Annotated in this window: 14 protein-coding genes; 12 read left to right on the top strand and 2 right to left on the bottom strand. The window is 71.9% G+C overall.

The features are described 5' to 3' along the window. Positions 1–185: 185 nt before the first annotated feature. From ABZ490_RS34195 to ABZ490_RS34170, 6 genes are all read left to right on the top strand, one after another. Positions 186–1,385: an ROK family transcriptional regulator gene (locus ABZ490_RS34195; RefSeq protein ID WP_358999012.1), complete on the top strand. Its 1,200-nt coding sequence runs from the start codon at positions 186–188 to the stop codon at positions 1,383–1,385. Positions 1,386–1,520: 135 nt separating this feature from the next. Next, on the top strand, positions 1,521–2,606 hold the full coding sequence (locus ABZ490_RS34190; RefSeq protein ID WP_358999186.1) for a substrate-binding domain-containing protein: 1,086 nt from the start codon (positions 1,521–1,523) through the stop codon (positions 2,604–2,606). 270 nt (positions 2,607–2,876) lie between these two features. Beyond that, complete coding sequence (locus tag ABZ490_RS34185; protein ID WP_358999009.1) at positions 2,877–3,668, top strand: ATP-binding cassette domain-containing protein; 792 nt, start codon at positions 2,877–2,879, stop codon at positions 3,666–3,668. After that, a complete protein-coding gene (locus ABZ490_RS34180) occupies positions 3,665–5,086 on the top strand; it encodes a sugar ABC transporter permease (RefSeq protein ID WP_358999006.1) in 1,422 nt (473 codons plus the stop codon). The genes ABZ490_RS34185 and ABZ490_RS34180 overlap by 4 nt, the downstream gene beginning before the upstream one ends. Positions 5,087–5,292: 206 nt before the next feature. Next, the gene (gene dxs, locus ABZ490_RS34175) at positions 5,293–7,221 is read left to right on the top strand and encodes a 1-deoxy-D-xylulose-5-phosphate synthase (protein ID WP_358999003.1); all 1,929 of its coding nucleotides are present in this window, start codon (positions 5,293–5,295) and stop codon (positions 7,219–7,221) included. 158 nt (positions 7,222–7,379) lie between these two features. After that, entirely contained in the window at positions 7,380–8,897 is a 1,518-nt protein-coding gene (locus ABZ490_RS34170; protein WP_358999000.1) for an amino acid permease, read from the top strand. 7 nt (positions 8,898–8,904) lie between these two features. Here the strand turns inward: ABZ490_RS34170 and ABZ490_RS34165 are convergent, their stop codons facing one another. Continuing rightward, positions 8,905–9,291 carry an NTP pyrophosphohydrolase gene (locus tag ABZ490_RS34165; RefSeq protein ID WP_358999183.1) on the bottom strand — a complete coding sequence of 129 codons (387 nt, stop codon included), beginning with the start codon at positions 9,289–9,291 and terminating at the stop codon, positions 8,905–8,907. Positions 9,292–9,389: 98 nt separating this feature from the next. Between ABZ490_RS34165 and ABZ490_RS34160 the strand changes: the two genes are divergently transcribed. Beyond that, complete coding sequence (locus ABZ490_RS34160) at positions 9,390–10,406, top strand: hypothetical protein (protein ID WP_358998997.1); 1,017 nt, start codon at positions 9,390–9,392, stop codon at positions 10,404–10,406. Between the two features lie 36 nt (positions 10,407–10,442). Here the strand turns inward: ABZ490_RS34160 and ABZ490_RS34155 are convergent, their stop codons facing one another. Continuing rightward, positions 10,443–11,525, bottom strand: coding sequence for an LCP family protein (locus ABZ490_RS34155; protein WP_358998994.1), 1,083 nt, complete (start codon positions 11,523–11,525; stop codon positions 10,443–10,445). A gap of 277 nt (positions 11,526–11,802) precedes the next feature. Here ABZ490_RS34155 and ABZ490_RS34150 point away from each other — a divergent pair, with 277 nt between their 5' ends. The 5 genes from ABZ490_RS34150 to ABZ490_RS34130 all read left to right on the top strand — a co-directional run bounded on the left by ABZ490_RS34150 (position 11,803) and on the right by ABZ490_RS34130 (position 20,754). After that, positions 11,803–12,930, top strand: a complete 1,128-nt coding sequence (locus ABZ490_RS34150; RefSeq protein ID WP_358998991.1) for a hypothetical protein — start codon at positions 11,803–11,805, stop codon at positions 12,928–12,930. Between the two features lie 282 nt (positions 12,931–13,212). Then, entirely contained in the window at positions 13,213–14,943 is a 1,731-nt protein-coding gene (locus tag ABZ490_RS34145; RefSeq protein ID WP_358999180.1) for a stealth family protein, read from the top strand. After that, the gene (locus ABZ490_RS34140; protein WP_358998988.1) at positions 14,940–15,893 is read left to right on the top strand and encodes a hypothetical protein; all 954 of its coding nucleotides are present in this window, start codon (positions 14,940–14,942) and stop codon (positions 15,891–15,893) included. The genes ABZ490_RS34145 and ABZ490_RS34140 overlap by 4 nt, the downstream gene beginning before the upstream one ends. 8 nt (positions 15,894–15,901) lie before the next feature. After that, on the top strand, positions 15,902–18,772 hold the full coding sequence (locus ABZ490_RS34135; RefSeq protein ID WP_358998985.1) for a stealth conserved region 3 domain-containing protein: 2,871 nt from the start codon (positions 15,902–15,904) through the stop codon (positions 18,770–18,772). Positions 18,773–18,783: 11 nt separating this feature from the next. Continuing rightward, positions 18,784–20,754 (top strand): PIG-L family deacetylase, encoded by a 1,971-nt coding sequence (locus ABZ490_RS34130; protein WP_358998982.1) that lies wholly within the window; start codon positions 18,784–18,786, stop codon positions 20,752–20,754. The last annotated feature ends 29 nt before the right edge of the window (positions 20,755–20,783 follow it).

Raw genomic sequence — 20,783 nt, 5'->3', positions numbered from 1 at the left:
AACGCCCCGCAGCCGCCCCCGCACACCCCGCGACGCTCTCTCGGGTGAGCGCGGGCCTGCTTGTTCGAGCGTGCGGATACTGTTCAACCTCTTGACGGGAGTGGACCCGAACGGCTCAGCTTAGAGTTCACTAGTTGGACATAGACGGGATCTCATCGAAGCGGTCCCGTGCGCAGGAGGTCGTCGTGGAGACTCCGGGGTCGCAGTCGTCGCTGCATCGGGCCAACCTGGAGCGGGTGGTACGCGCCGTGCGTCTGGCCGGGTCCCTCACGCAGGCCGAGATCGCCCGGACGACGGGACTGTCCGCCGCGACCGTCTCCAACATCGTGCGCGAGCTCAAGGAAGGCGGAACCGTCGAGGTCACGCCCACGTCGGCAGGTGGGCGAAGGGCGCGGAGTGTATCGCTGAGCGGGGACGCCGGCATTGTCATCGGGGTGGATTTCGGCCACACCCACCTCAGGGTCGCGCTGGGCAACCTCGCCCATCAGGTGCTTGCCGAGGAGTCCGAGCCGCTGGACGTGGACGCCTCCTCGGCGCAGGGGTTCGACCGGGCGGAACAGCTGGTCGTGCGCCTGATCGAGGCCACCGGGGTGGACCGCTCGAAGATCGCGGGGGTGGGGCTCGGCGTGCCCGGTCCGATCGATCTGGAGTCCGGCACGCTCGGCTCCTCGGCGATCCTCCCCGGCTGGATCGGTACCAGACCCGCCGAGGAGCTCAGAGGCCGCCTCGGCGTGCCCGTGCACGTGGACAACGACGCCAACCTCGGCGCCCTCGGTGAGCTGGTCTGGGGCAGTGGCAGGGGCGTGCGTGATCTTGCTTACATCAAGGTCGCGAGCGGTGTCGGCGCCGGTCTGGTGATCGAGGGGAAGATCTACCGCGGCCCTGGTGGCACCGCAGGAGAAATCGGACATATTACACTCGATGAATCCGGCCCGGTCTGCCGCTGCGGCAACCGGGGCTGCCTGGAGACCTTCGCGGCCGCCCGCTATGTGCTGCCGTTGCTCCAGTCCAGCCACGGCACGGACCTCACGATGGAGGGCGTCGTGCGGCTGGCCAGGGACGGAGACCCGGGCTGCCGTCGCGTGATCGCCGACGTCGGCCGCCATGTCGGCAGTGGAGTCGCCAATCTCTGCAACCTGCTGAACCCGAGCCGGGTGGTCCTGGGCGGTGATCTCGCCGAGGCCGGTGAGCTGGTGCTCGGTCCGATCAGAGAGTCCGTCGGCCGCTACGCGATCCCCAGTGCGGCGCGTCAACTCACCGTTCTCCCGGGGGCACTCGGCGGTCGTGCGGAGGTGCTCGGAGCACTCGCTCTCGCACTCGGCGAGATGGGTGATTCGACCCTTTTGGACGGCACCCTGTCGGCCGCGACACCTGCCTTCACTTAGAGAACGAATGACGCCGTTGCCATCTCGTTAAGTATTTACTTCTTGACGTCGAACTTGCGGCCGAGTTGACTTCGAGCCACCTCGGCCGCAGCGTTGCGGCCCTGTCAGGGAGGCACACCCCAAATGAACGCAACGATGCGTAGAGTCGTGATCGGCGCCACCGCCGTGTCCATGGCGCTGTCGATTGCCGCCTGCGGCAAGGCCGGCGACGACAAGGGCAAGGACTCCGGCAGCAGCTCGGACAGCAAGTCCATCGGCCTGCTGCTGCCCGACAGCGTCACCGCGCGCTACGAGAAGTTCGACAAGCCGCTCTTCGAGGCGAAGGTCAAGGAGCTGTGTTCCGGCTGCGACGTGCAGTACGCGAACGCCGCGGCCGACCCGGCCAAGCAGGCCCAGCAGATGAGCAGCATGGTCACCAAGGGCGTGAAGGTCATCGTGATCTCCGCCCAGGACTCCGCCGCGATCAAGTCCTCCATCCAGTCCGCGGTGGACAAGGGTGTCAAGGTCGTCGCGTACGACCGTCTCGCTCAGGGCCCGGTCTCGGCCTACGTCTCCTTCGACAACGAGAAGGTCGGCGAGCTCCAGGGCCAGGCCCTGCTCGACGCCCTCGGCTCCAAGGCGACCACCAAGTCCAAGGTCGTCATGATCAACGGTGACGACGCCGACCCGAACGCCGCCCAGTTCAAGGCCGGCGCCCACAAGATCCTCGACGGCAAGGTCACCATCGCCTACGAGCAGTCGGGTCTGTGGAAGGACACCGTCGCCGCCCAGAAGATGTCCGCGGCGATCACGCAGCTGGGTGCCAAGAACATCGCGGGCGTCTACGCCGCCAACGACGGCATGGCCGGTGGCATCGCCAACACCCTCAAGGGCGCGAAGATCGGCGACATCCCGCTGACCGGCCAGGACGCCGAGCTCGCCGCCATCCAGCGGATCGTCGCCGGCACCCAGTCCGCCACGGTCTACAAGGCCTACAAGCCCGAGGCCGACACGGCCGCCGAGCTCGCGGTCAACCTGCTGGAGGGCAAGGACATCAAGTCCCTCGCCGACACCTCGGTGACCAGCGGCTCCGGCGACAAGGTCCAGGCCAAGCTGCTGACCCCGGTGTCCGTCACCGTGGCCAACATCAAGGACACGGTCGTCAAGGACGGTCTGTGGACGGTCGCGGACATCTGCACCGCCGACTACGCCGCCGCCTGCAAGAAGGCCGGCCTGCAGTAACCGCGCGCACCCCGCGTGACCCGGCCCGAGTCCCGCCGAGGGACTCGGGCCCAGACCGCCGAGCGGTCCCGCGAGACCCCGCCGACGCCTGCCCCACCTTCACACCCCGCTGCCGGGGCGGGCGTCGGACGGAACCGTTGCCAAGGGCAGCGGATTCGCGCATGTTCATCTTGTAAACCTCGTGCGTACCGCGGCCTCGCGCCGCCTCCCGCACATCCCTCCGCGCACTACCCCAAGCGCGGCATCCCCGCCGGTCAGGCGGCGAAGGAGATGGTTCACGTGTCCGCTACGCCCGTGCTGGCGTTGCGCGGAGTCTCCAAGCGATTCGGTGCGGTCCAGGCCCTCACCGATGTCGATCTGGAGGTTCACGCCGGAGAAGTGGTCGCCCTGGTGGGCGACAACGGCGCAGGAAAGTCGACCCTGGTCAAGACGATCGCGGGTGTCCACCCCATCGATGAGGGCGTCATCGAATGGGAGGGCAAGCCGGTCAGCATCACCAAGCCGCACGACGCCCAGGGTCTCGGCGTCGCGACGGTCTACCAGGACCTCGCGCTCTGCGACAACCTCGACGTCGTGGGCAACCTCTACCTCGGCCGCGAGCTGCTGCACCGGGGCGTCATCGACGAGGTGACGATGGAGAAGAACGCCCGCGAACTGCTGTCCACGCTCTCCATCCGGATCCCGAGCGTGCGCATCCCGATCGCGAGCCTCTCCGGCGGTCAGCGCCAGGTCGTCGCCATCGCCCGCGCCCTGATCGGCGACCCGAAGGTCGTCATCCTCGACGAGCCCACCGCCGCCCTCGGCGTCGAGCAGACCGCGCAGGTCCTCGACCTGGTCGAGCGGCTGCGCGAGCGCGACCTCGGCGTCATCCTCATCAGCCACAACATGGCCGATGTCAAGGCGGTCGCGGACACCGTCGCCGTCCTGCGCCTGGGCAAGAACAACGGCTCCTTCCCCGTGAAGGACACCAGCCACGAAGAGATCATCGCCGCGATCACGGGTGCCACGGACAACGCCGTGACCCGTCGTGCGGGGCGTCGCACCGCGGAGGCGGCAAAGTGAGCGACACGTCCAAGACCGTGAAGAGCGACTCCTCGGAGCCGGAGAAGACCGCTCAGGCCGCGAAGAGCGAGGTCACCAAGGCGGAGACGGCCGCGAAGGCCGACGCCGCGAAGGCAGCGAAGACCGCAGGTGTCGTCGAGACGCAGGACACCGTCGCGCCCGCCGACGACCCCACGGCCGCGCCGGTCGCCGTCGTCGACCCGCGTCTGCTGGTCCGTGAAGAGGGCCTCAAGGGCTACGTCACCGAGTTCAAGCGCAAGGTGAAGGGCGGCGAGCTGGGCTCGCTGCCGGTGGTCATCGGCCTGATCGTCATCTGGACGATCTTCCAGCTGCAGAACGACCGCTTCCTGAGCGCCGACAACCTCTCGAACATCAGCTACTACCTGTCGGCCACCGGCATGCTCGCCATCGGCCTGGTGTTCGTCCTGCTGCTCGGCGAGATCGACCTGTCGGTCGGCTCGGTCAGCGGTCTGGCCTCCACCCTGTTCGCCGTGTTCGTGGTGACCCATGGCATGAACGCCTGGCTGGCGCTGGTCCTCGCGGTCCTCACCGGCATCGCCATCGGCGCGCTGCAGGGCTGGTTCTTCGCCAGGATCGGTGTACCGGCGTTCGTCGTCACCCTGGCCGGCTTCCTCGGCTGGAACGGTCTGATGCTGTGGCTGCTGGGCGCCAGCGGCACCATCAACATCCCGTCCGACACGGGTCCGGTCCACCTGCTCGGCCAGAGCTCCTTCTTCATGGACCAGGCCATCATCGGCGCCTACCTGCTGGCCGGCCTCGCCGTCGTGCTCTCCCTGGTCGGCAACTTCAACGAGCAGCGCCGCCGCAAGGCCGCGGGTGTGCCGTTCCGGGCGACCGGTGAGATCCTGCTGCGCGTCGGCGCGCTCGCCGTCGCGGCCTTCGCCGCCGCCGTCGTCCTCAACGACGCGGCCGGTGTCTCCAACGCGCTGGTGCTCTTCCTGGCGGCGCTGGTGATCGTCGACTTCGTGCTCCGCCGCACGACGTACGGCCGCAAGGTGTTCGCGGTCGGCGGTGGCATCGAGGCCGCCCGCCGTGCCGGTATCAACGTGCCGATGATCCGCATCACCGTGTTCGCCATCTCCGGCGGCTTCGCGGCGCTCGGCGGTATGTTCTTCGCCGGCCAGACCGCGAGCGCCACGCTCAGCGCGGGCGGCGGCAACACCCTGATGCTCGCCATCGCGGCGGCCGTCATCGGTGGCACCAGCCTCTTCGGCGGCCGCGGTACCGTCTGGTCCGCCCTCCTGGGCATGCTGGTCATCCAGTCCATCCAGACCGGTCTGGACCTGCTCAACATGAACACCTCGATCCAGTACATGATCACCGGTGGCGTTCTGCTGGGCGCCGTCGTGATCGACTCCGTGTCGCGCAAGTCCCAGAAGGCTGCGGGTCGCGGATAGCGCCTCTCGCCGTACGGGGTGCGGTGGGACTGCGGGTGAGGCGCCGTCGTGGCGTGTCGCGCAGTTCCCCGCGCCCCTTTTGGTCGGACCGGATGCCCGGTGCCCACAAGGCGCCGGGCATAGTCGTGTCATAGGCCGGGTCGCGGAACATTAGACTCGACTGGCCCGGCAACAGCTCGAACAGCGTTTACTGCAAGGAGGCACGGGTGCCGCTGCTGACCCGCATCAGGGGACCGCGCGATCTGGACCGGCTCAGCCCGGAGGAGCTGGACCAGCTGGCGGAGGAGATCCGGACCTTCCTGGTCGAGGCCGTGTCCAAGACCGGTGGCCACCTCGGCCCCAACCTCGGCGTGGTCGAGCTCACCATCGCGCTGCACCGGGTCTTCGAGTCCCCCAAGGACAAGATCCTGTGGGACACCGGCCACCAGTCCTACGTCCACAAGCTGCTCACCGGCCGGCAGGACTTCTCCCGGCTCAAGATGAAGGGCGGCCTGTCCGGCTACCCCTCGCAGGCCGAGTCCGAGCACGACGTCATCGAGAACAGCCACGCCTCCACGGTCCTCGGCTGGGCCGACGGCATCGCCAAGGGCAACGAGATCCTCGACCGCGACCGCCATGTCGTGGCGGTCATCGGCGACGGCGCCCTCACCGGCGGCATGGCCTGGGAGGCGCTCAACAACATTGCCGACGCCAAGGACCGCCCGCTGGTCATCGTCGTCAACGACAACGAGCGCTCGTACGCGCCGACCATCGGCGGCCTCGCCAACCACCTCGCGACCCTGCGCACCACCGACGGCTACGAGCGGTTCCTGGCCCGCGGCAAGGACCTGCTGGAGCGCACCCCCGTCGTCGGCAAGCCCCTGTTCGACACCCTGCACGGCGCCAAGAAGGGCCTGAAGGACTTCATCGCGCCCCAGGGCATGTTCGAGGACCTCGGCCTGAAGTACGTCGGCCCGATCGACGGCCACGACCTGGAGGCCCTGGAGTCGGCGCTGGCCAAGGCGAAGCGCTTCGGCGGCCCGGTGATCGTGCACTGCCTCACCGAGAAGGGCCGCGGCTATCAGCCCGCCCTCCAGGACGAGGCCGACCGCTTCCACGCCGTCGGCAAGATCCACCCCGACACCGGTCTGCCCATCGCCTCCTCCGGCGCCGACTGGACCTCCGTGTTCGGCGAGGAGATGGTCAGGCTCGGCGAGGAGCGCGAGGACATCGTCGCCATCACCGCGGCCATGCTCCAGCCCGTCGGGCTCGACAGGTTCGCCAAGCGCTTCCCGGAGCGGGTCTACGACGTCGGCATCGCCGAGCAGCACGGCGCCGTCTCCGCCGCGGGCCTCGCCCACGCCGGGGTGCACCCCGTCTTCGCCGTCTACGCCACCTTCCTCAACCGCGCCTTCGACCAGGTGCTGATGGACGTGGCCCTGCACCGGTGCGGTGTGACGTTCGTCCTGGACCGGGCGGGCGTCACCGGCACCGACGGCGCCTCCCACAACGGCATGTGGGACATGTCGATCCTCCAGGTCGTCCCCGGCCTCAGGCTCGCCGCCCCGCGTGACGCCGACCAGGTCCGCGCCCAGCTCCGCGAGGCCGTCGCCGTGGACGACGCGCCGACCGTCGTACGGTTCTCCAAGGGCGCCGTCGGCCCCGCCGTCCCCGCCGTGGGACGCGTCGGCGGCATGGACGTCCTGCGCGAGCCGGGCACCGACACGCCCGACGTGCTGCTCGTCTCCGTGGGCGCCCTCGCCCCGATGTGCCTGGAGATCGCCGGCCTGCTCGACCGGCAGGGCATCTCCACGACCGTCGTCGACCCGCGCTGGGTCAAGCCCGTCGACGAGGCCATGGCCCCGCTCGCCGAGCAGCACCGGGTGGTCGTCACCGTCGAGGACAACAGCCGTGTCGGCGGCGTCGGCTCGGCCGTCGCCCAGGCCCTGCGCGACGCGGGCGTGGACGTCCCGCTGCGCGACTTCGGTATCCCGCCCCGCTTCCTCGACCACGCCTCCCGCGCCGAGGTCATGGCCGAGATCGGGCTGACCGCCCCCGACATCGCCCGCCAGGTCACCGGACTCGTCGCCAAGCTGGACGCCAGGTACGGCACCGCGGCCGCCGAGGTGGACTCCGTGGAGCCCGCCCGCGACTGACGCCCGCCGGGGGCAACCCGACACGCCCGGATGGGCCGGTTCGACCACTGCGAAGAGTGGTCGAACCGGCCCATTCGCGTTAACCCGCCCGTGCCGGGGCATACGACCTGTGCCCCCTCTCGATCATGTCGAGGACGACACAGCGTGGGAGGTACCCCGTGAGCAGCACCCTCTTCCGGACGAAGAGAGTCGAGCAGTCCATCCTCGACACCGAGGAACCAGAGCACGCGCTCAAGAAATCCTTGTCCGCGCTGGATCTGACCGTCTTCGGCGTCGGCGTCATCATCGGCACCGGCATCTTCGTCCTGACCGGCACGGTCGCCAAGAACAACGCCGGACCCGCCGTCGCCCTGGCCTTCGTCGCGGCCGGGGTGGCCTGCGCGCTCGCCGCGCTCTGCTACGCCGAGTTCGCCTCCACCGTCCCGGTGGCCGGCTCGGCGTACACCTTCTCGTACGCCTCCCTCGGCGAACTGCCCGCCTGGATCATCGGCTGGGACCTGGTCCTGGAGTTCGCGCTCGGCACGGCGGTGGTGGCCGTCGGCTGGTCCGGGTACATCGCCTCCCTGCTCGACAACGCCGGCTGGCATCTGCCGGCGGCGCTCAGTGGGCGCGAGGGGGCGAACGGCTTCGGCTTCGACATCCTCGCCGCCGCCCTCGTCCTGGTGCTCACGGCGATCCTCGTGATCGGCACCAAACTCTCCGCGCGGCTGACCTCGATCGTCGTCGCGATCAAGGTGACCGTCGTGCTGACCGTGATCATCGCGGGCTCCTTCTTCCTCCACGGCGAGAACTACGACCCGTTCATCCCCAAGGCCCAGACGGTGGAGGCGGGCAACAACCTCCAGGCGCCGCTGATCCAGCTGATGTTCGGCTGGGCGCCGTCCAACTTCGGCGTGATGGGCATCTTCACCGCCGCCTCCGTGGTGTTCTTCGCGTTCATCGGCTTCGACGTCGTCGCGACGGCGGCCGAGGAGACCAAGAACCCGCAGCGCGACATGCCGCGCGGCATCCTCGGCTCCCTCATCATCTGCACGGTCCTGTACGTCGCCGTGTCGATCGTCGTCACCGGGATGGAGCACTACAGCAAACTGTCCGTGAGCGCCCCGCTGGCCGACGCCTTCAAGCACACCGGGCACCCCTGGTACGCGGGCTTCATCAGCTTCGGCGCCGCCGTCGGCCTGACCACCGTCTGCATGATCCTGCTCCTCGGCCAGACCCGGGTGTTCTTCGCGATGAGCCGCGACGGACTGCTGCCGCGCTTCTTCTCCCACGTCCACCCGCGCTTCAAGACCCCGCACCGGCCGACCATCCTGCTCGGTGGGCTGATCGCGATCCTGGCCGGCTTCACCAGCCTCAGCGAGCTGGCCGAACTGGTGAACATCGGCACGCTCTTCGCGTTCGTCGTCGTCGCGATCGGCGTGATCATCCTGCGCCGCACCCGCCCCGACCTGCCGCGCGCCTTCCGCACCCCCTGGGTGCCGGTCGTCCCGATCCTGTCGGTGTGCGCATCGCTGTGGCTGATGCTCAACCTGCCCGCCGAGACCTGGCTCCGGTTCGGCATCTGGATGGTCGTCGGCTTCTTCGTCTACTTCCTCTACGGCCGCTCGCACAGCCGCCTCGGACGCCACCAGGAGACGACGGCCGACGAGGTGCACGGGGGAGGGGCGGCGGACTGAGCCTCGGTCAGGAGGCGTCCGCCGGGCCCCGTACGGCACGGGGGCCCGTCACCTCGGCGCCGAGGTCCGTCACCCGGCGGCGCAGCGCGCGGTCGGCGGTGACGACCAGCCGGGGGCGGCCGCCGGCCCGGGCGACCAGGCCGACGATGTGGTCGTCCCCGCTGCCGGCCGCCGAATCCACCCGTACCCCCGCCACCGGCTCCACCCCGCGCGCCGCGCCCTCCACGACGAGCACGATCTCCACGGGCCCGGCATGACCCGGCAGCCCGTCCGCGGCCAGCCGGTCCCGCAGCCGCTCCGCGGCGCCCCGCCGGTCCCGCCACCAGCCGTCGGGCACCGACCCGACCACGTTCGCGCCGTCGACGACCACGAGCAGGGCGGGGCCGTCGTCCACGGGGGCGTCCAGGGCGTCCATGGGACCAGCGTCCCACGGACGCCCCGGCCACGGGCCCGCCGGGAGTGGCGGGGAGGCCGCCGACATAAAGTGAACGGGTGAACGGCGACTGGCTCATACGCGGCCGCGACGGGCGGCTCAGTGTCTATCTGACGTCCGACGACGCCGTCCTGTGCCGCGCGGAAAGCGCACCGGGCGGGCCCTGGGACGGCCCGCGCCGGGTCGGCGGCGACCAGCGGCTGCACCCCGTGCTCGCCGTCGGCCAGGGCGCCGACGGCTACGCGCACCTGGTGTCCTGGCGGCCGACCGTGAAGTCCGAGGCGGGCCTGGTGCACTCCGTCCACTACCGGCCGCTGCTCGCCCCGCTGGACTGGGCGCCCGTCGGCCACCCGGACCGGCGGGGCGCCCGCACCGGGCCGCCGGCCGTCGCGGTGGACGCCGAGGGACGCGCCCATGTCCTCGTCCGGGGCGGGGCCGGCGGGCTCGGCCTGCTCGTCCAGAAGGAGAAGGGCGGTTGGGAGCCCTGGCGGGATCTCGGGGGCAAGGACGTCGAGGGGCCGCCCGTCGCGGTGACGGGGGAGTCGGGACGGATCGAGGTGTACGCGGCCGTCTCCGGCGGGATCCTGCACTGGCGGCAGGAGGAGGCCGGCGCCCCGCCCGTGCTGGAGGAGGCGCTGGAGGCGCCGGTCCGCGCCGGGACCCTGCGCGCCCTCGCCACCTCGGCCGAGCACACCACCGTCTTCTACACGGACGGCTCCGGTGAGCTGTGGGCCTGGCGCCCCGGCGGCAAACCGGCCTCGCTGCTCACCGCCGCCGGAGCCGGTCCGGTCGCCGCGATCCGCTGTGTGCTGGACGGCCACGACTGCACCCTGCTCGCCCAGCGTTCGGCGAGCGGCCGGACCGCCTTTGCCGCCTACCCCACCGAACAGGAGTCGGCGGGGGCCTGGTGGGCCGAGTCCGGCCCCCGGCTGGACCCCGACGCCGAGGTGGCGCTGGCCGTGGACCACGAGGACCGGGTGGTCGCCGCCACCCTGTCGCCGTCGACCGGCCGCCTCCTGCTCAGCCGCCGCAAGGACGAGCCGGTGCTCGCGCTGACGGCGTGGCAGGAGGTCTGACCCGCCGTCACCTCCGGTGGGGCGGGGCGTCGGCGGTCAGGAACTCCCGCCGGTCGCCGGGGACTTCTTCGCCGACTCAGGGATCTCGGAGTCGGAGCGGACCGCCTTCCACAGGGTGGAGGCCTGGGGCTCGGCGGCCACGACCCGGTTCGGGTCGACCTTGTCGTACGCCACCGGGAGCATGATCGTCTCCATGGTGGCGGGGTCGACGCCGTTGAGGCTGCGGCCGAACTCCGAGAGCTTGGTGAGCGAGGCGAGGCCGGAGTCGGTGGTGAGGGCCGCGGTGAGCTGGTCGGCGATCTTGAAGGCCTTGGCGGGGCTGCCCAGCAGGTCCTGCTTCTTGATCTCGCTCAGCAGGGCGAGCATGAACCGCTGCTGGAGCCCGATGCGGCCCAGGTCGCTGCCGTCGCCGATGCCGTGCCGGGTCCGGACGAACTGGAGGGCCTGCGTGCCGTCCAGCCGGTGGGTGCCCGCGGTCAGGTCGAGGCCGCTGGAGGTGTCGTGGATGTCCTGGTCGACGGTGACCGTCACCCCGCCGATCGCGTCCACCAGCCCCTTGAAGCCGGCGAAGTCGACCTCGACGTAGTGGTCCATGCGGATCCCGGACATCTGCTCCACCGTCTTGACCACACAGGCCGGACCGACCTGCGAGTAGACGGAGTTGAACATCACGCGCTTCGCGGACGCCACCGTCGAGCCGTCGGAGCTGGTGCACTCGGGCCGGGTCACGAGGGTGTCGCGCGGGATGCTGATGGCGACGGCCTCGGTGCGGCCCTCGGGGATGTGCATCACCAGCGCGGTGTCGGAGCGGGCGCCCGCGACCTTGCCGGTGTTCAGCGCGGCGTTGGCCCCGGCGCGCGAGTCCGACCCGAGGATCAGGATGTTCTGGCCGGAGGTCGGCAGCTTCTCCGGCCGGTCGTCGCCGATCGCGCGGTCGATGTCGACACCGTTGATGTTGCCGTTGAGGTCCCGGTACAGCCAGTACCCGGTGCCGGCGCCGACCACGAGGAGCAGGGTCAGCGCGAGCAGGATCCACCGGCCGGTCCGGCGTCGGCGGCGGGGTGCGGCGCCGTCCGGGGACGGCGACGTGCTCGGGCTCTCGACGGCTGGGGTCGTCATACGGGTCGGTGTCCTCGTCTTTCTCGGATCCGGGCAGGCGTGCACCCGGGCGTTCGGAAGACCGGCGACCCCCGCCGGCCGTTGTACGACAGTGATCCACATCACGAATGCCCTGGTCGGCCCGGGTGGGCGAGGGGGAGCTCCCGGTCGGCCTCCCGGTCGGTCTCCCGACCGGGCCGTCCGGCCCGTGGCGCGAAGCAGTGTAGGGACCATGCATATGATGTGAGAATTCCAGCCACCCGACGTCACGGGTCGGCCAAATCGTCGGGAGGCCGTGATGCCGGTGCGGGGTCGGTCCGCGCGCGCCGCGACCCGGCACGGTTCCGCCGTGCCGGTGGCCGCCGCCACCGTGCCGCCGTCGGCCGTGACCGGCACGGCCACGGGCACCTGGCTCACCCTCGGCAAGGACGGCCGGCTCACCGCGTACGCACCCGCCCCCGGCGGACTGCTGCGCTGGACCGAGACCCGGCCCGGCGGCCCGGACTGGTCGGGACCGGACCGCGTGGAGGTCCGCGACCTCACCCATCTCGCGATCGTCCAAGGGGCGGACGCCTACGTCCACTTCCTGGGCCGCCGGGAACGCCCGCGCGGCGCCGGGGTGGCCGAGGTGGACATCGTCCACGCGATCCAGTACCAGAGCGGACGGCCCGTCACGGAGTGGCGCTCCCTGGGCAATCCGCACCCCCAGCCGGACCGGGCGCGGCGTCTAGGCGCCCCGGCGGGCGCCGTGGCCTCCGACGGAACCGTGCATGTGTTCGCGCCCAACGCGGGCGGCGGGCTGATGATGCGCCGGGAGGGCAAGGGCGGCCGCTGGGAGCCCTGGGCCGATCTGCGGGGCACGGACGTGGGGGACGGGCTCACCGCGGCGGCGGCCTCGGACGGCCGGGTCGAGGTGTTCGCCCCGGCCGGGGGCGCCGCCCTGCACTGGTTCCAGCCCGAGCCCGGCGCCGAGCCGCAGCGCTCGCACGACGTACGGCCCGGCCCGGCGGCGGGATCCGTCGCCGCGCTGGAGACCGCGCCGGGCCGGCTGACGTACTTCTGGACCGACCCGGCCGGCGGCGGGCTGATCTGCCACCGGCGCGGCGGCTGGTCCGTCCCGCTGGGCGGCACCCCGGGCGACGGGGCGAACGCGGTGCTGCGCACCGTGCTCGACGGCTACGACTGCACGGTGATCGCCCACCGCGGCGCGTCCGGCACGGTGGTGGTCGGGGTCTGCGCGACGGAGGCCGAGTCCTCCGGTCTGTGGTGGACGGACACCGGCCTGGCGTGCGCGGGTGATCCGGCCCTGGCCCACGACGGCCGCGGCCGGGTGGTGGTCGCGGCCTTCGATCCGGGCGGGACGCTGCGCCTCGCGCGGCAGGTTCCCGCACCGGGGCTGGTCCTCGGGGAGCCGGCGCCGGTGTGAGGCCAGGCGGGAAACCGGTTACTGCCGGGCCGTCGATTACTGCTGGACAGCCCGGGAAACAGATGGAAACATCATGGTTGATCAGTAAATATTCGGTAATCCTTTGCTGTTCATCAGGTGAACGGGGGGTGTCGGTGCCGTGAGCGGCCGGCCTCGGACGTGGAAAGTGCGGAAGTACAGGTGAGCCTCAACAATCCCGAGGCGAGCGCGCTCGTGTCGACCTATCGGTCCCTGGTGCCGCTGGGGGCGCGGCGCCGGATCGTGCGCCGGGTCCCCCAGCAGATGCGTTCCTCGGTGAAGCGGTCCCTGGCCTCAGCCGACGCCGTCCGTTCCGCCGTCGTCGTCCGGGCGCTCGGCGGACCGGGCCGGGGTGGCCGGCGTACCGGCGCGGGGATCCGGGTCGTCCGGGTGGCCGGCAGGCACCTGCGGGCCGTCGAGGTCCCCGGGGCCACCGCGTGGGCCGCCCGGGCCCGCAATCTGCACATCCTCGTCTCCGTGCTGGAGGAGGCGGGCATCGACTACTTCTGTGTGCGCGGTCAGGGCTCGCTCACCCCGAGCGTCGCCGTGCCCGCCCGGCGGCGGGCCGAGCTGGAGGCGCTGCTGAGGGTGGTCGCCGAGGAGGGCGCCGGATACGCCGGTCCCGTCTCGGGCGGACCGATGCGCCCCGGCGGTGCCGTCGCCACCTGGCGGGCCCTGCGCGGCCAGGGCGTGGTGCGTGTGGCGTGGAACGTCTGCGACCCCAGCGGCCATCTGGTGTTCGGCCGGGAGTCCGGCTGCGACATCGAGTTCTGGGCGGAGCGGGACGGCTTGCTGGTCGCCCCGCGCCCCAACCGGGTGATGACCGAGGTACCGGTGGACGCGGGCCGCTGCTGGGCCGAGCAGAAACGTTTCAGTGCCGTACCGGCCGTGTACTCCACCGGACACGCCCGCACCCTGCCGGAGTTCGTCGCCGCCCTGCCCGAGGACCACCTCTTCCCCATCGACGTCGTCTACACCTGGGTCGACGACTCCGACCCGGTCTGGCGCGCGAACCGCGACGCGCTGCGCGGCCGGCACACCGCCGCCCCCGGTGGCGCCCTGCACGAGCAGGCCGCCAACGACGCCCGCTACACCAGCCGCGACGAACTGCGGTACTCCCTGCGCTCGATCCACCAGTACGCCCCCTGGGTGCGCACCATCTTCCTCGTCACCGCCGGCCAGGTGCCGTCCTGGCTGAACACCGACTTCCCCGGCATCCGGGTGGTCGACCACCGGGAGATCTTCTCCGACCCGCACGCGCTGCCCACGTTCAACTCCCACGCCATCGAGAGCCAGTTGCACCACATCCGGGACCTCTCGGAACACTTCCTGTACCTCAACGACGACGTGTTCTTCGGCCGCCCGGTCCAGCCCGGCCACTTCTTCCACGCCAACGGACTCACCAAGTTCTTCCAGTCCAAGGCGCTGATCCCGTCCGGCCGGGCGGACGCCGAGGACCTGCCCGTCAACGCGGCCGGCCGCAACAGCCGCGGCCTGATCGCCCAGCAGTTCGGCACCGTCATCTCCCAGAAGATGAAACACACCCCGCACGCCCTGCGCCGCAGCGTCCTCACCGAGATAGAGCAGATCTACGCCAAGGCCCACCGGGTGACCCAGCACTCCCGCTTCCGCTCGCCCAGCGACGTGCCGATCGCCTCCTCGCTGCACCACTACTACGCCTACCACTCGGCCCGCGCCACGGTCGGCGACATCCGCTACGTGTACGTCGACCTCGCCGACGCCCTCGCCCAGCGGCGGCTGGACAACCTGCTCGCCCGCCGCAACTTCGACACCTTCTGCATGAACGACACGGTCACGGCGGCCGACCCCGACGCCCAGAGCCGGATGGTGAAGAACTTCCTGGAGGCCTACTTCCCCGTGCTCAGCCCCTTCGAGAAGGACTCCGGCATCCAGCTGCCGGAGGACCCGCACCCCTCCCCGCAGCACCCCCGCGCCGACGCACGCGCGACCGGACCGGGGCGCCTCGGCCGATGACCTCCCGAACCTCCACCCCCGCACCGGACCGCGGCGGGGCGGCCCGGCTGCGCGCCCGGGCCGTCGCCCTGCGCGAACGCGTCATGCTCGGCCTGTTCGTCCCGCTGCGCGCGCGACGCACCGCCCGGCTGCGCTACGCCGCCATCCTCGACGGCCAGACCGTGAACCTGCACGCCCAGCTGCCGCCGTCCGCCGGACGCCCCGACCACGCCGAGATCGTGCTGCGCCGACGCGGCCGCCGCCACCTCGCCGAGGCCCGCGTCCACACCGGCCCCGACGGCGAGGTCCTGGTCGACGCCGCGATCCTGCTGGGCGCCGAGGTCGGCGGCGTCCCCGTCGGCACCGGCCGCTGGCGACTGCGGCTGCGCGTCCGCACCGGACGCCGCCGGCGCACCCTGTCCCTGCTGCTCCTGAAGCCGCCGACGCCGTACGAGGGCCCCACCAAGCCGATGGAGGCCTCCCCGGTGACGGGGGAGCGGCACCGGCTCGGCCGCTCCGTGCGCGGCAGCGCCCGTCTGGTCAGCACCGGCGCGCGGGCCGCCGTGGAGGTGGCCAAGGTGCACCTCGGCCATGCCGGGGTCACCGTCGACTTCCGGGTCCTCGGCACCCGTGTCGAGGACCCCCGGGCCGAGTTCGTCGCCTCCGGGCGCCGGATCGGACAGCCCGTCACCCCGCTCGGCGCCGGCGTCTACCGCGTCGACGTCCCCCTGGACCGGATGCCGCCGCGCGGCACCCGGCCCGAGCACTGGGACGTCGTCCTGACCGACCGCACCGGGCACGCCCGACGCCTCGGCCGCCGGCTGCACGACGTCCGCAACCCCCTGCGCGTCTTCGCGATGCGCGCCCTGGCCATCACCCCCCAGGGCCACCCGCCCCTGATCGTCCAACCGCGCTACACGCCCGCAGGAAACCTCCGCATCACCTGCACGCGCATGCCCGAGGCAGGCTGACCACAGATATGAAGATCACGTTCCTGCTGACCACGGCCGACGCCGTCGGCGGTACCGAACGCGCGGTGTACAACCAGGCCTCCGAACTCGCCGCCCGGCACGACGTACGGGTGCTCAGCGTCTTCAGGAGCAAGCGCGAGCAGTTCTTCACCCCGGACGAACGGGTCCGCGTCGACTACCTCGTCGACCTCACCGCACCCGCCCCCCGCCCGCTGCGCCCCACCGCCGTCGACGACACCGTCTGGACGGGCCTCGCCGCCCAGCCCAGCCGGATCGTCGACCGCGACTGGGAACCCGCCTTCAACCGGCTCTCCGACCTCGAACTCGGACTCGCCCTCCAGGACACCGACACCGACGTCCTGGTCACCACCACCCCCGCCCTGATGGCCCTCGCCGTCCACCTGGCCCCGGCCCGGGTGATCACCGTCCACCAGGAGCACCGGGTCTCCGAACTGCGCGGCGCGAGCGGTGAGCCGCTGCGCCGGTACGCCGCCCGCCTGGACTGCCTCGCCGTGCTCAGCGAACGCACCCGGGACTGGTTCGCCGAGACCCTCGGGGACGCCGCGCCCCGGCTGGAGGTCGTGCCCAACGCCCTGCCCGGCGGCTTCCGGCCCCGCTCCACCCTGCAGACCCGCACGGTCGTCATCGCCGGCCGGCTCGTCGCCGAGAAGCAGATCGACCACGCCGTCACCGCCTGGGCCACGGTCGCCCGGTACCACCCGGACTGGCAGCTGCGGATCTTCGGCGACGGCCCGCTCAGCGGCGCCCTGCGCCGGCAGATCGACATGCTCGGACTGCACGACTGCGTCCAGCTCAACGGCAACTCCCGGCATCTGGCCGAGGAGTGGGCCAAGGCCAGCATCGCCACCCTCACCTCCCGCAACGAGGCCTTCGGACTCGTCCTCGCCGAGGCGCAGGCCGCCGGTGTCCCCGTGGTCTCCTACGACGCGCCCAACGGTCCGCGCGAGGTCGTCATCGACGGCGAGACCGGCATCCTCGTCCCGCCCGGCGACACCGACGCCCTCGCCTCGGCGCTGCTGCTGCTCATCCAGGACGCCGAACTGCGCGCCCGGATGGGCACCGCGGCCCTGGCCTCGGTGAACCGCTTCGCGCCCACCGTGGTCACCGCCACCTGGGAGCGGATCCTCCACGAGCTGGCCGCCGCACGCGACACCGGCCGGCGCGCCGTCGCCAAGGCCGAACGCGAGGCCCTGCACGCCTACTTCGGCGGCGCCGAGGGCATCGTGCCCGCCGCCGCCCCCGCCCCCGCCACCACCGTCCGCAGCTCCGACCAGCGCGCCCTGGAACAACGTCTGCTCCAGCGGCGCGGGTTCGTCGGCGACGGCGGCCAGATCTGCCGGCTCCTCGACTGGGAGTCCCCCTGGGACGTCGTCCAGCAGAACCTGGCCCTGGTGGCCAACGTGCTCGAAGGCGCCGACATCCCCTATCTCGTCGTACGCGACCATCTGGTACGGCACTCCGTCGCCGTGCACGCCGTGTACCGCGAGGCGGTCTTCAAGGCCCTCGCCGAACGCCACCGCGACGACGCCGTGTACGCGGCCGTCCTCAACGAGAGCCAGAAGACGGTCGCGACGGTCCTCGCCGGCCTCGTCGCCCCCTACGCCGACACCCCCTCCTCGGGCGTCCGCGTCTACCAGAACGTCGTCGCCCCCTCGCGCCTGCTGCGCCTGGGCGCCGTCTACGGCACCACGATCTCCTTCTGGGAGAACGACCCCGAGGACCCCGCCCACCTGCACGCCCCCGCCCGCACCCTGATCGGCGACCGGGTCCCCAACGCGGCCATGCGCCGCTCCACCCTCACCCTGGCCGGCCGCCCCTACCCCACCATCGAGGCCTTCACCCAACGGCTGCACGGAGACGTCGACTTCCCCGTCGACGCCGTCTACACCTGGGTCGACGGCTCGGACGTGGCCTGGCTGGAGCGCAAGAACGCCGTGCTGGCCGCGCTGGGCCTGGACACCGAGGACGCGGCGACCAGTGCCGCCCGCTTCCGCGACCGGGACGAACTGCGCTACTCCCTGCGCTCGATCGACATGTACGCCCCCTGGATCCGGAACATCTACCTGGTCACCGACGGGCAGGTCCCGCACTGGCTGGACACCTCGCACCCGCGCGTCCGCGTGGTCGACCACAGCGAGATCTTCGGCGACCGGGGCGCGCTGCCGACGTACAACTCCCACGCCATCGAGAGCCGGTTGCACCACATCGAGGGCCTCGCCGAGCACTTCCTGTACTTCAACGACGACGTGTTCCTCGGCCGGACCGTGCGGCCCGACCTGTTCTTCCTCGGCAACGGCCAGGCCCGGCACTTCATGTCGCCGACCTCCGTACCGATGGCGCCGCCCGGCCCCGACGACGAGTTCGCCATCAGCGCCGCGAAGAACAACCGGGCCCTGATCCGCGCGGACTTCGGGCAGACGCCCGTGCACTCCTTCCTGCACGCCCCGCACCCGCTGCGCCGCAGTGTCCTCGCCGACATCGAACAGCGCTACCAGCAGGCCGTGTCGGGCACCGCCGCCAGTCGGCTGCGCAGCCACAGCGACGTCTCCGTCGCCAGCTCGCTGCACCACTACGTCGGCTACCACACCCTGCGCAGCGTGCCCGGCAGCATCGCCTGCGGATTCGTCAACGTCGGCCTCGCCGAGCACGCCGCCCGGCTGAACCGGATCCTCGGCGTCCGCCCGTACGACGTGTTCTGCCTGAACGACTACCACGACGGAGACGTCCCCGAGGACGAGCAGGACGCCATCCTCGCCGCGTTCCTGCCCAGCTACTTCCCGGTCCCCAGCCAGTACGAGACCGGGTCCGTGCGCAACCAGCGCGCCCACGCCGGCTACCTGCCGGGATGGCCCCTGTGAGGAGCGACAGCATGACCAGCCCCGCGTCCGTACTGCAGGTCGTGGCCCACCCCGACGACGACCTGTACTTCATGAACCCGGCCGTCTTCCAGGGCCTCAAGGCCGGTGTCCGCACCACCACCGTCTACCTCACCGCCGGGGACGCGAACGGACTCAACCCCCGCCCCTGGCAGCAGGAACCGGCCGTCGAGGACCGGGCGGCCTACGGCAAGGCACGGCAGAACGGCATCAAGGCCGCCTACGCCGCCATGCTGCTCGGCGACCGCACCGCGGCCTGGAAGCCCGCCACCCTGTCCACGGCGGGCGGCGCCGTCGCCGAGGCCTACTCGCTCGCCGACGCGCCCTGGGTGACCCTGGTCTTCCTCAACATCCGCCAGCACGGCACCCCGGAGGGCCCGCCGCGCAGCCTGCACGCGCTGTGGCACGACGAGACCGAGCGGGTCCCCACCCTCGTCGTCCCCGGCGGCCTGGCGCACGAACCGCACGCCTACACCCGCACGGGCCTGGTGGACACCCTGGTCCAGCTCATGGACCTGGTCCGGCCCACCCTGGTGCGCACCATGGACCCGGACCCGGACCGGCTGGTCCACGACGAGAAGCACCCCCAGCGGCACGACTTCGGCGACCTCTCCGACCACTGCGACCACACCGCGGCCGCGCTGTTCACCTGGCTGGCACTGGACCACTACCAGGGCCCCGGCGAGACACGCACCTTCGCCGTGGAGTCCTACCGCGGCTACGCCAACGAACGCTGGCCGCACAACCTGAGCCCCCAGACGGTCTCCCTCAAGGAGTACTTCCTCAACGTCTACGGCGCGGCCGACGGCTACGACTGCGGGGACCCGGCCGGCAGCGGCGACTACGCGGTCGCCCTGAACGCCCGCTCCACCGGCTGGGTGCAGAGCACCGCGCCGCGCCATCCGTCCGGCGCGAACTGGCTGCTCGCCGACCGGCGGGGCCAGCTCGCCGCGTTCGCCGTCGTCAACCAGCAGGCGGCGGTCTGGCTGGAGGCCCGGCCCGGCACCGACGAATGGCGCGGCCCCTTCCTCCTCGGCGGCGGCCCCCTCGCCCCGGGCCTCGCCGTCGGCCTCACCCCGGACGGACGCTGGCAGGTGTTCGCCGAGCGGCTCTCGCAGCTCGCCGCCGACGGCGCCCACACCCGGGAGATCGTCCTGCTCGAACAGGCCGAGCCCGACGGCGTGTTCACCGGCTGGGTCACGCTCGGCAACCCCTCCGCCGGCGACCCGCAGCGCGACCGCCACCTCGGCGCCCCCGCCGTCACCCGCGACGGACGGGGCCGGCTGCACCTGTTCGTGCGCAACGCCGGGCAGGGCCTGCACACCCGGATCCAGGAGACCGACGGCTCCTGGGGCGACTGGACCGACCTGCGCGGACACGAGCTCCAGGAGGGCATCGCCGCCCTCACCGCGCCCAACGGCCATGTGGAGGTGTTCGCCGCCAGCAGGGAGGGCGTCTTCCACTGGGCGCAGGGCTCCCTCGACGCACCGCTGAGCCGGGCGCCCCGGTTCCGGCTCACCGTGCCCGCCGGGCCCGCCGCGGCCGTGGTCCAGCCGACCGGGCAGGTCATGACGGTCTACCGGCAGCCCGGCACCGGACGCCTCCTCATGGCCCAGGAGGACGCCCCCGGCGGCCGCTGGGCCCAGCCCGCGGCCTCGATCGGGGGCCGCGGCGGCTTCGGCGCGATCGCGCTGGCCGCCGCGCCGTCGCCCGCGACCGGCACGCTGGTCGTCACCCGCGGCGACCTCGGCGGGGTGGCCCACCGCTTCCTGCCGGGCGACGGGACCTGGCGGGAACTGCCCACGACCGAGCTGGGCGGCACGATCGCCGGCGCCCCCGCGGCCGCCTTCGACGCCCTGGGCCGCGCCGTGATCGCGGTCCTCGGCGCCGACGGCCGCCTCGCCGTGGCCCGTCAACTTGCTCCGGGGTCAACGGAGTTCGGACCGTGGACGGTCACGGGCTGACTCGGGCCGACCCGGGGAGCACACACGGG

It is taken from the genome of Streptomyces sp. NPDC005811 (assembly GCF_040630405.1).
GTDB lineage: Bacteria > Actinomycetota > Actinomycetes > Streptomycetales > Streptomycetaceae > Streptomyces.
Note: the sequence above shows the minus strand (reverse complement) of the source record. Positions and strands in the feature narration are given on the sequence as shown.

Coding starts and splice junctions, on each gene's coding strand:
- ABZ490_RS34130 (WP_358998982.1), top strand. CDS start 18,784: ATGACCAGCCCCGCGTCCGTACTGCAGGTCGTGGCCCACCCCGACGAC.
- ABZ490_RS34135 (WP_358998985.1), top strand. CDS start 15,902: ATGAAGATCACGTTCCTGCTGACCACGGCCGACGCCGTCGGCGGTACC.
- ABZ490_RS34185 (WP_358999009.1), top strand. CDS start 2,877: ATGGTTCACGTGTCCGCTACGCCCGTGCTGGCGTTGCGCGGAGTCTCC.
- ABZ490_RS34155 (WP_358998994.1), bottom strand. CDS start 11,525: ATGACGACCCCAGCCGTCGAGAGCCCGAGCACGTCGCCGTCCCCGGAC.
- ABZ490_RS34150 (WP_358998991.1), top strand. CDS start 11,803: ATGCCGGTGCGGGGTCGGTCCGCGCGCGCCGCGACCCGGCACGGTTCC.
- ABZ490_RS34145 (WP_358999180.1), top strand. CDS start 13,213: ATGCGTTCCTCGGTGAAGCGGTCCCTGGCCTCAGCCGACGCCGTCCGT.
- ABZ490_RS34140 (WP_358998988.1), top strand. CDS start 14,940: ATGACCTCCCGAACCTCCACCCCCGCACCGGACCGCGGCGGGGCGGCC.
- ABZ490_RS34190 (WP_358999186.1), top strand. CDS start 1,521: ATGCGTAGAGTCGTGATCGGCGCCACCGCCGTGTCCATGGCGCTGTCG.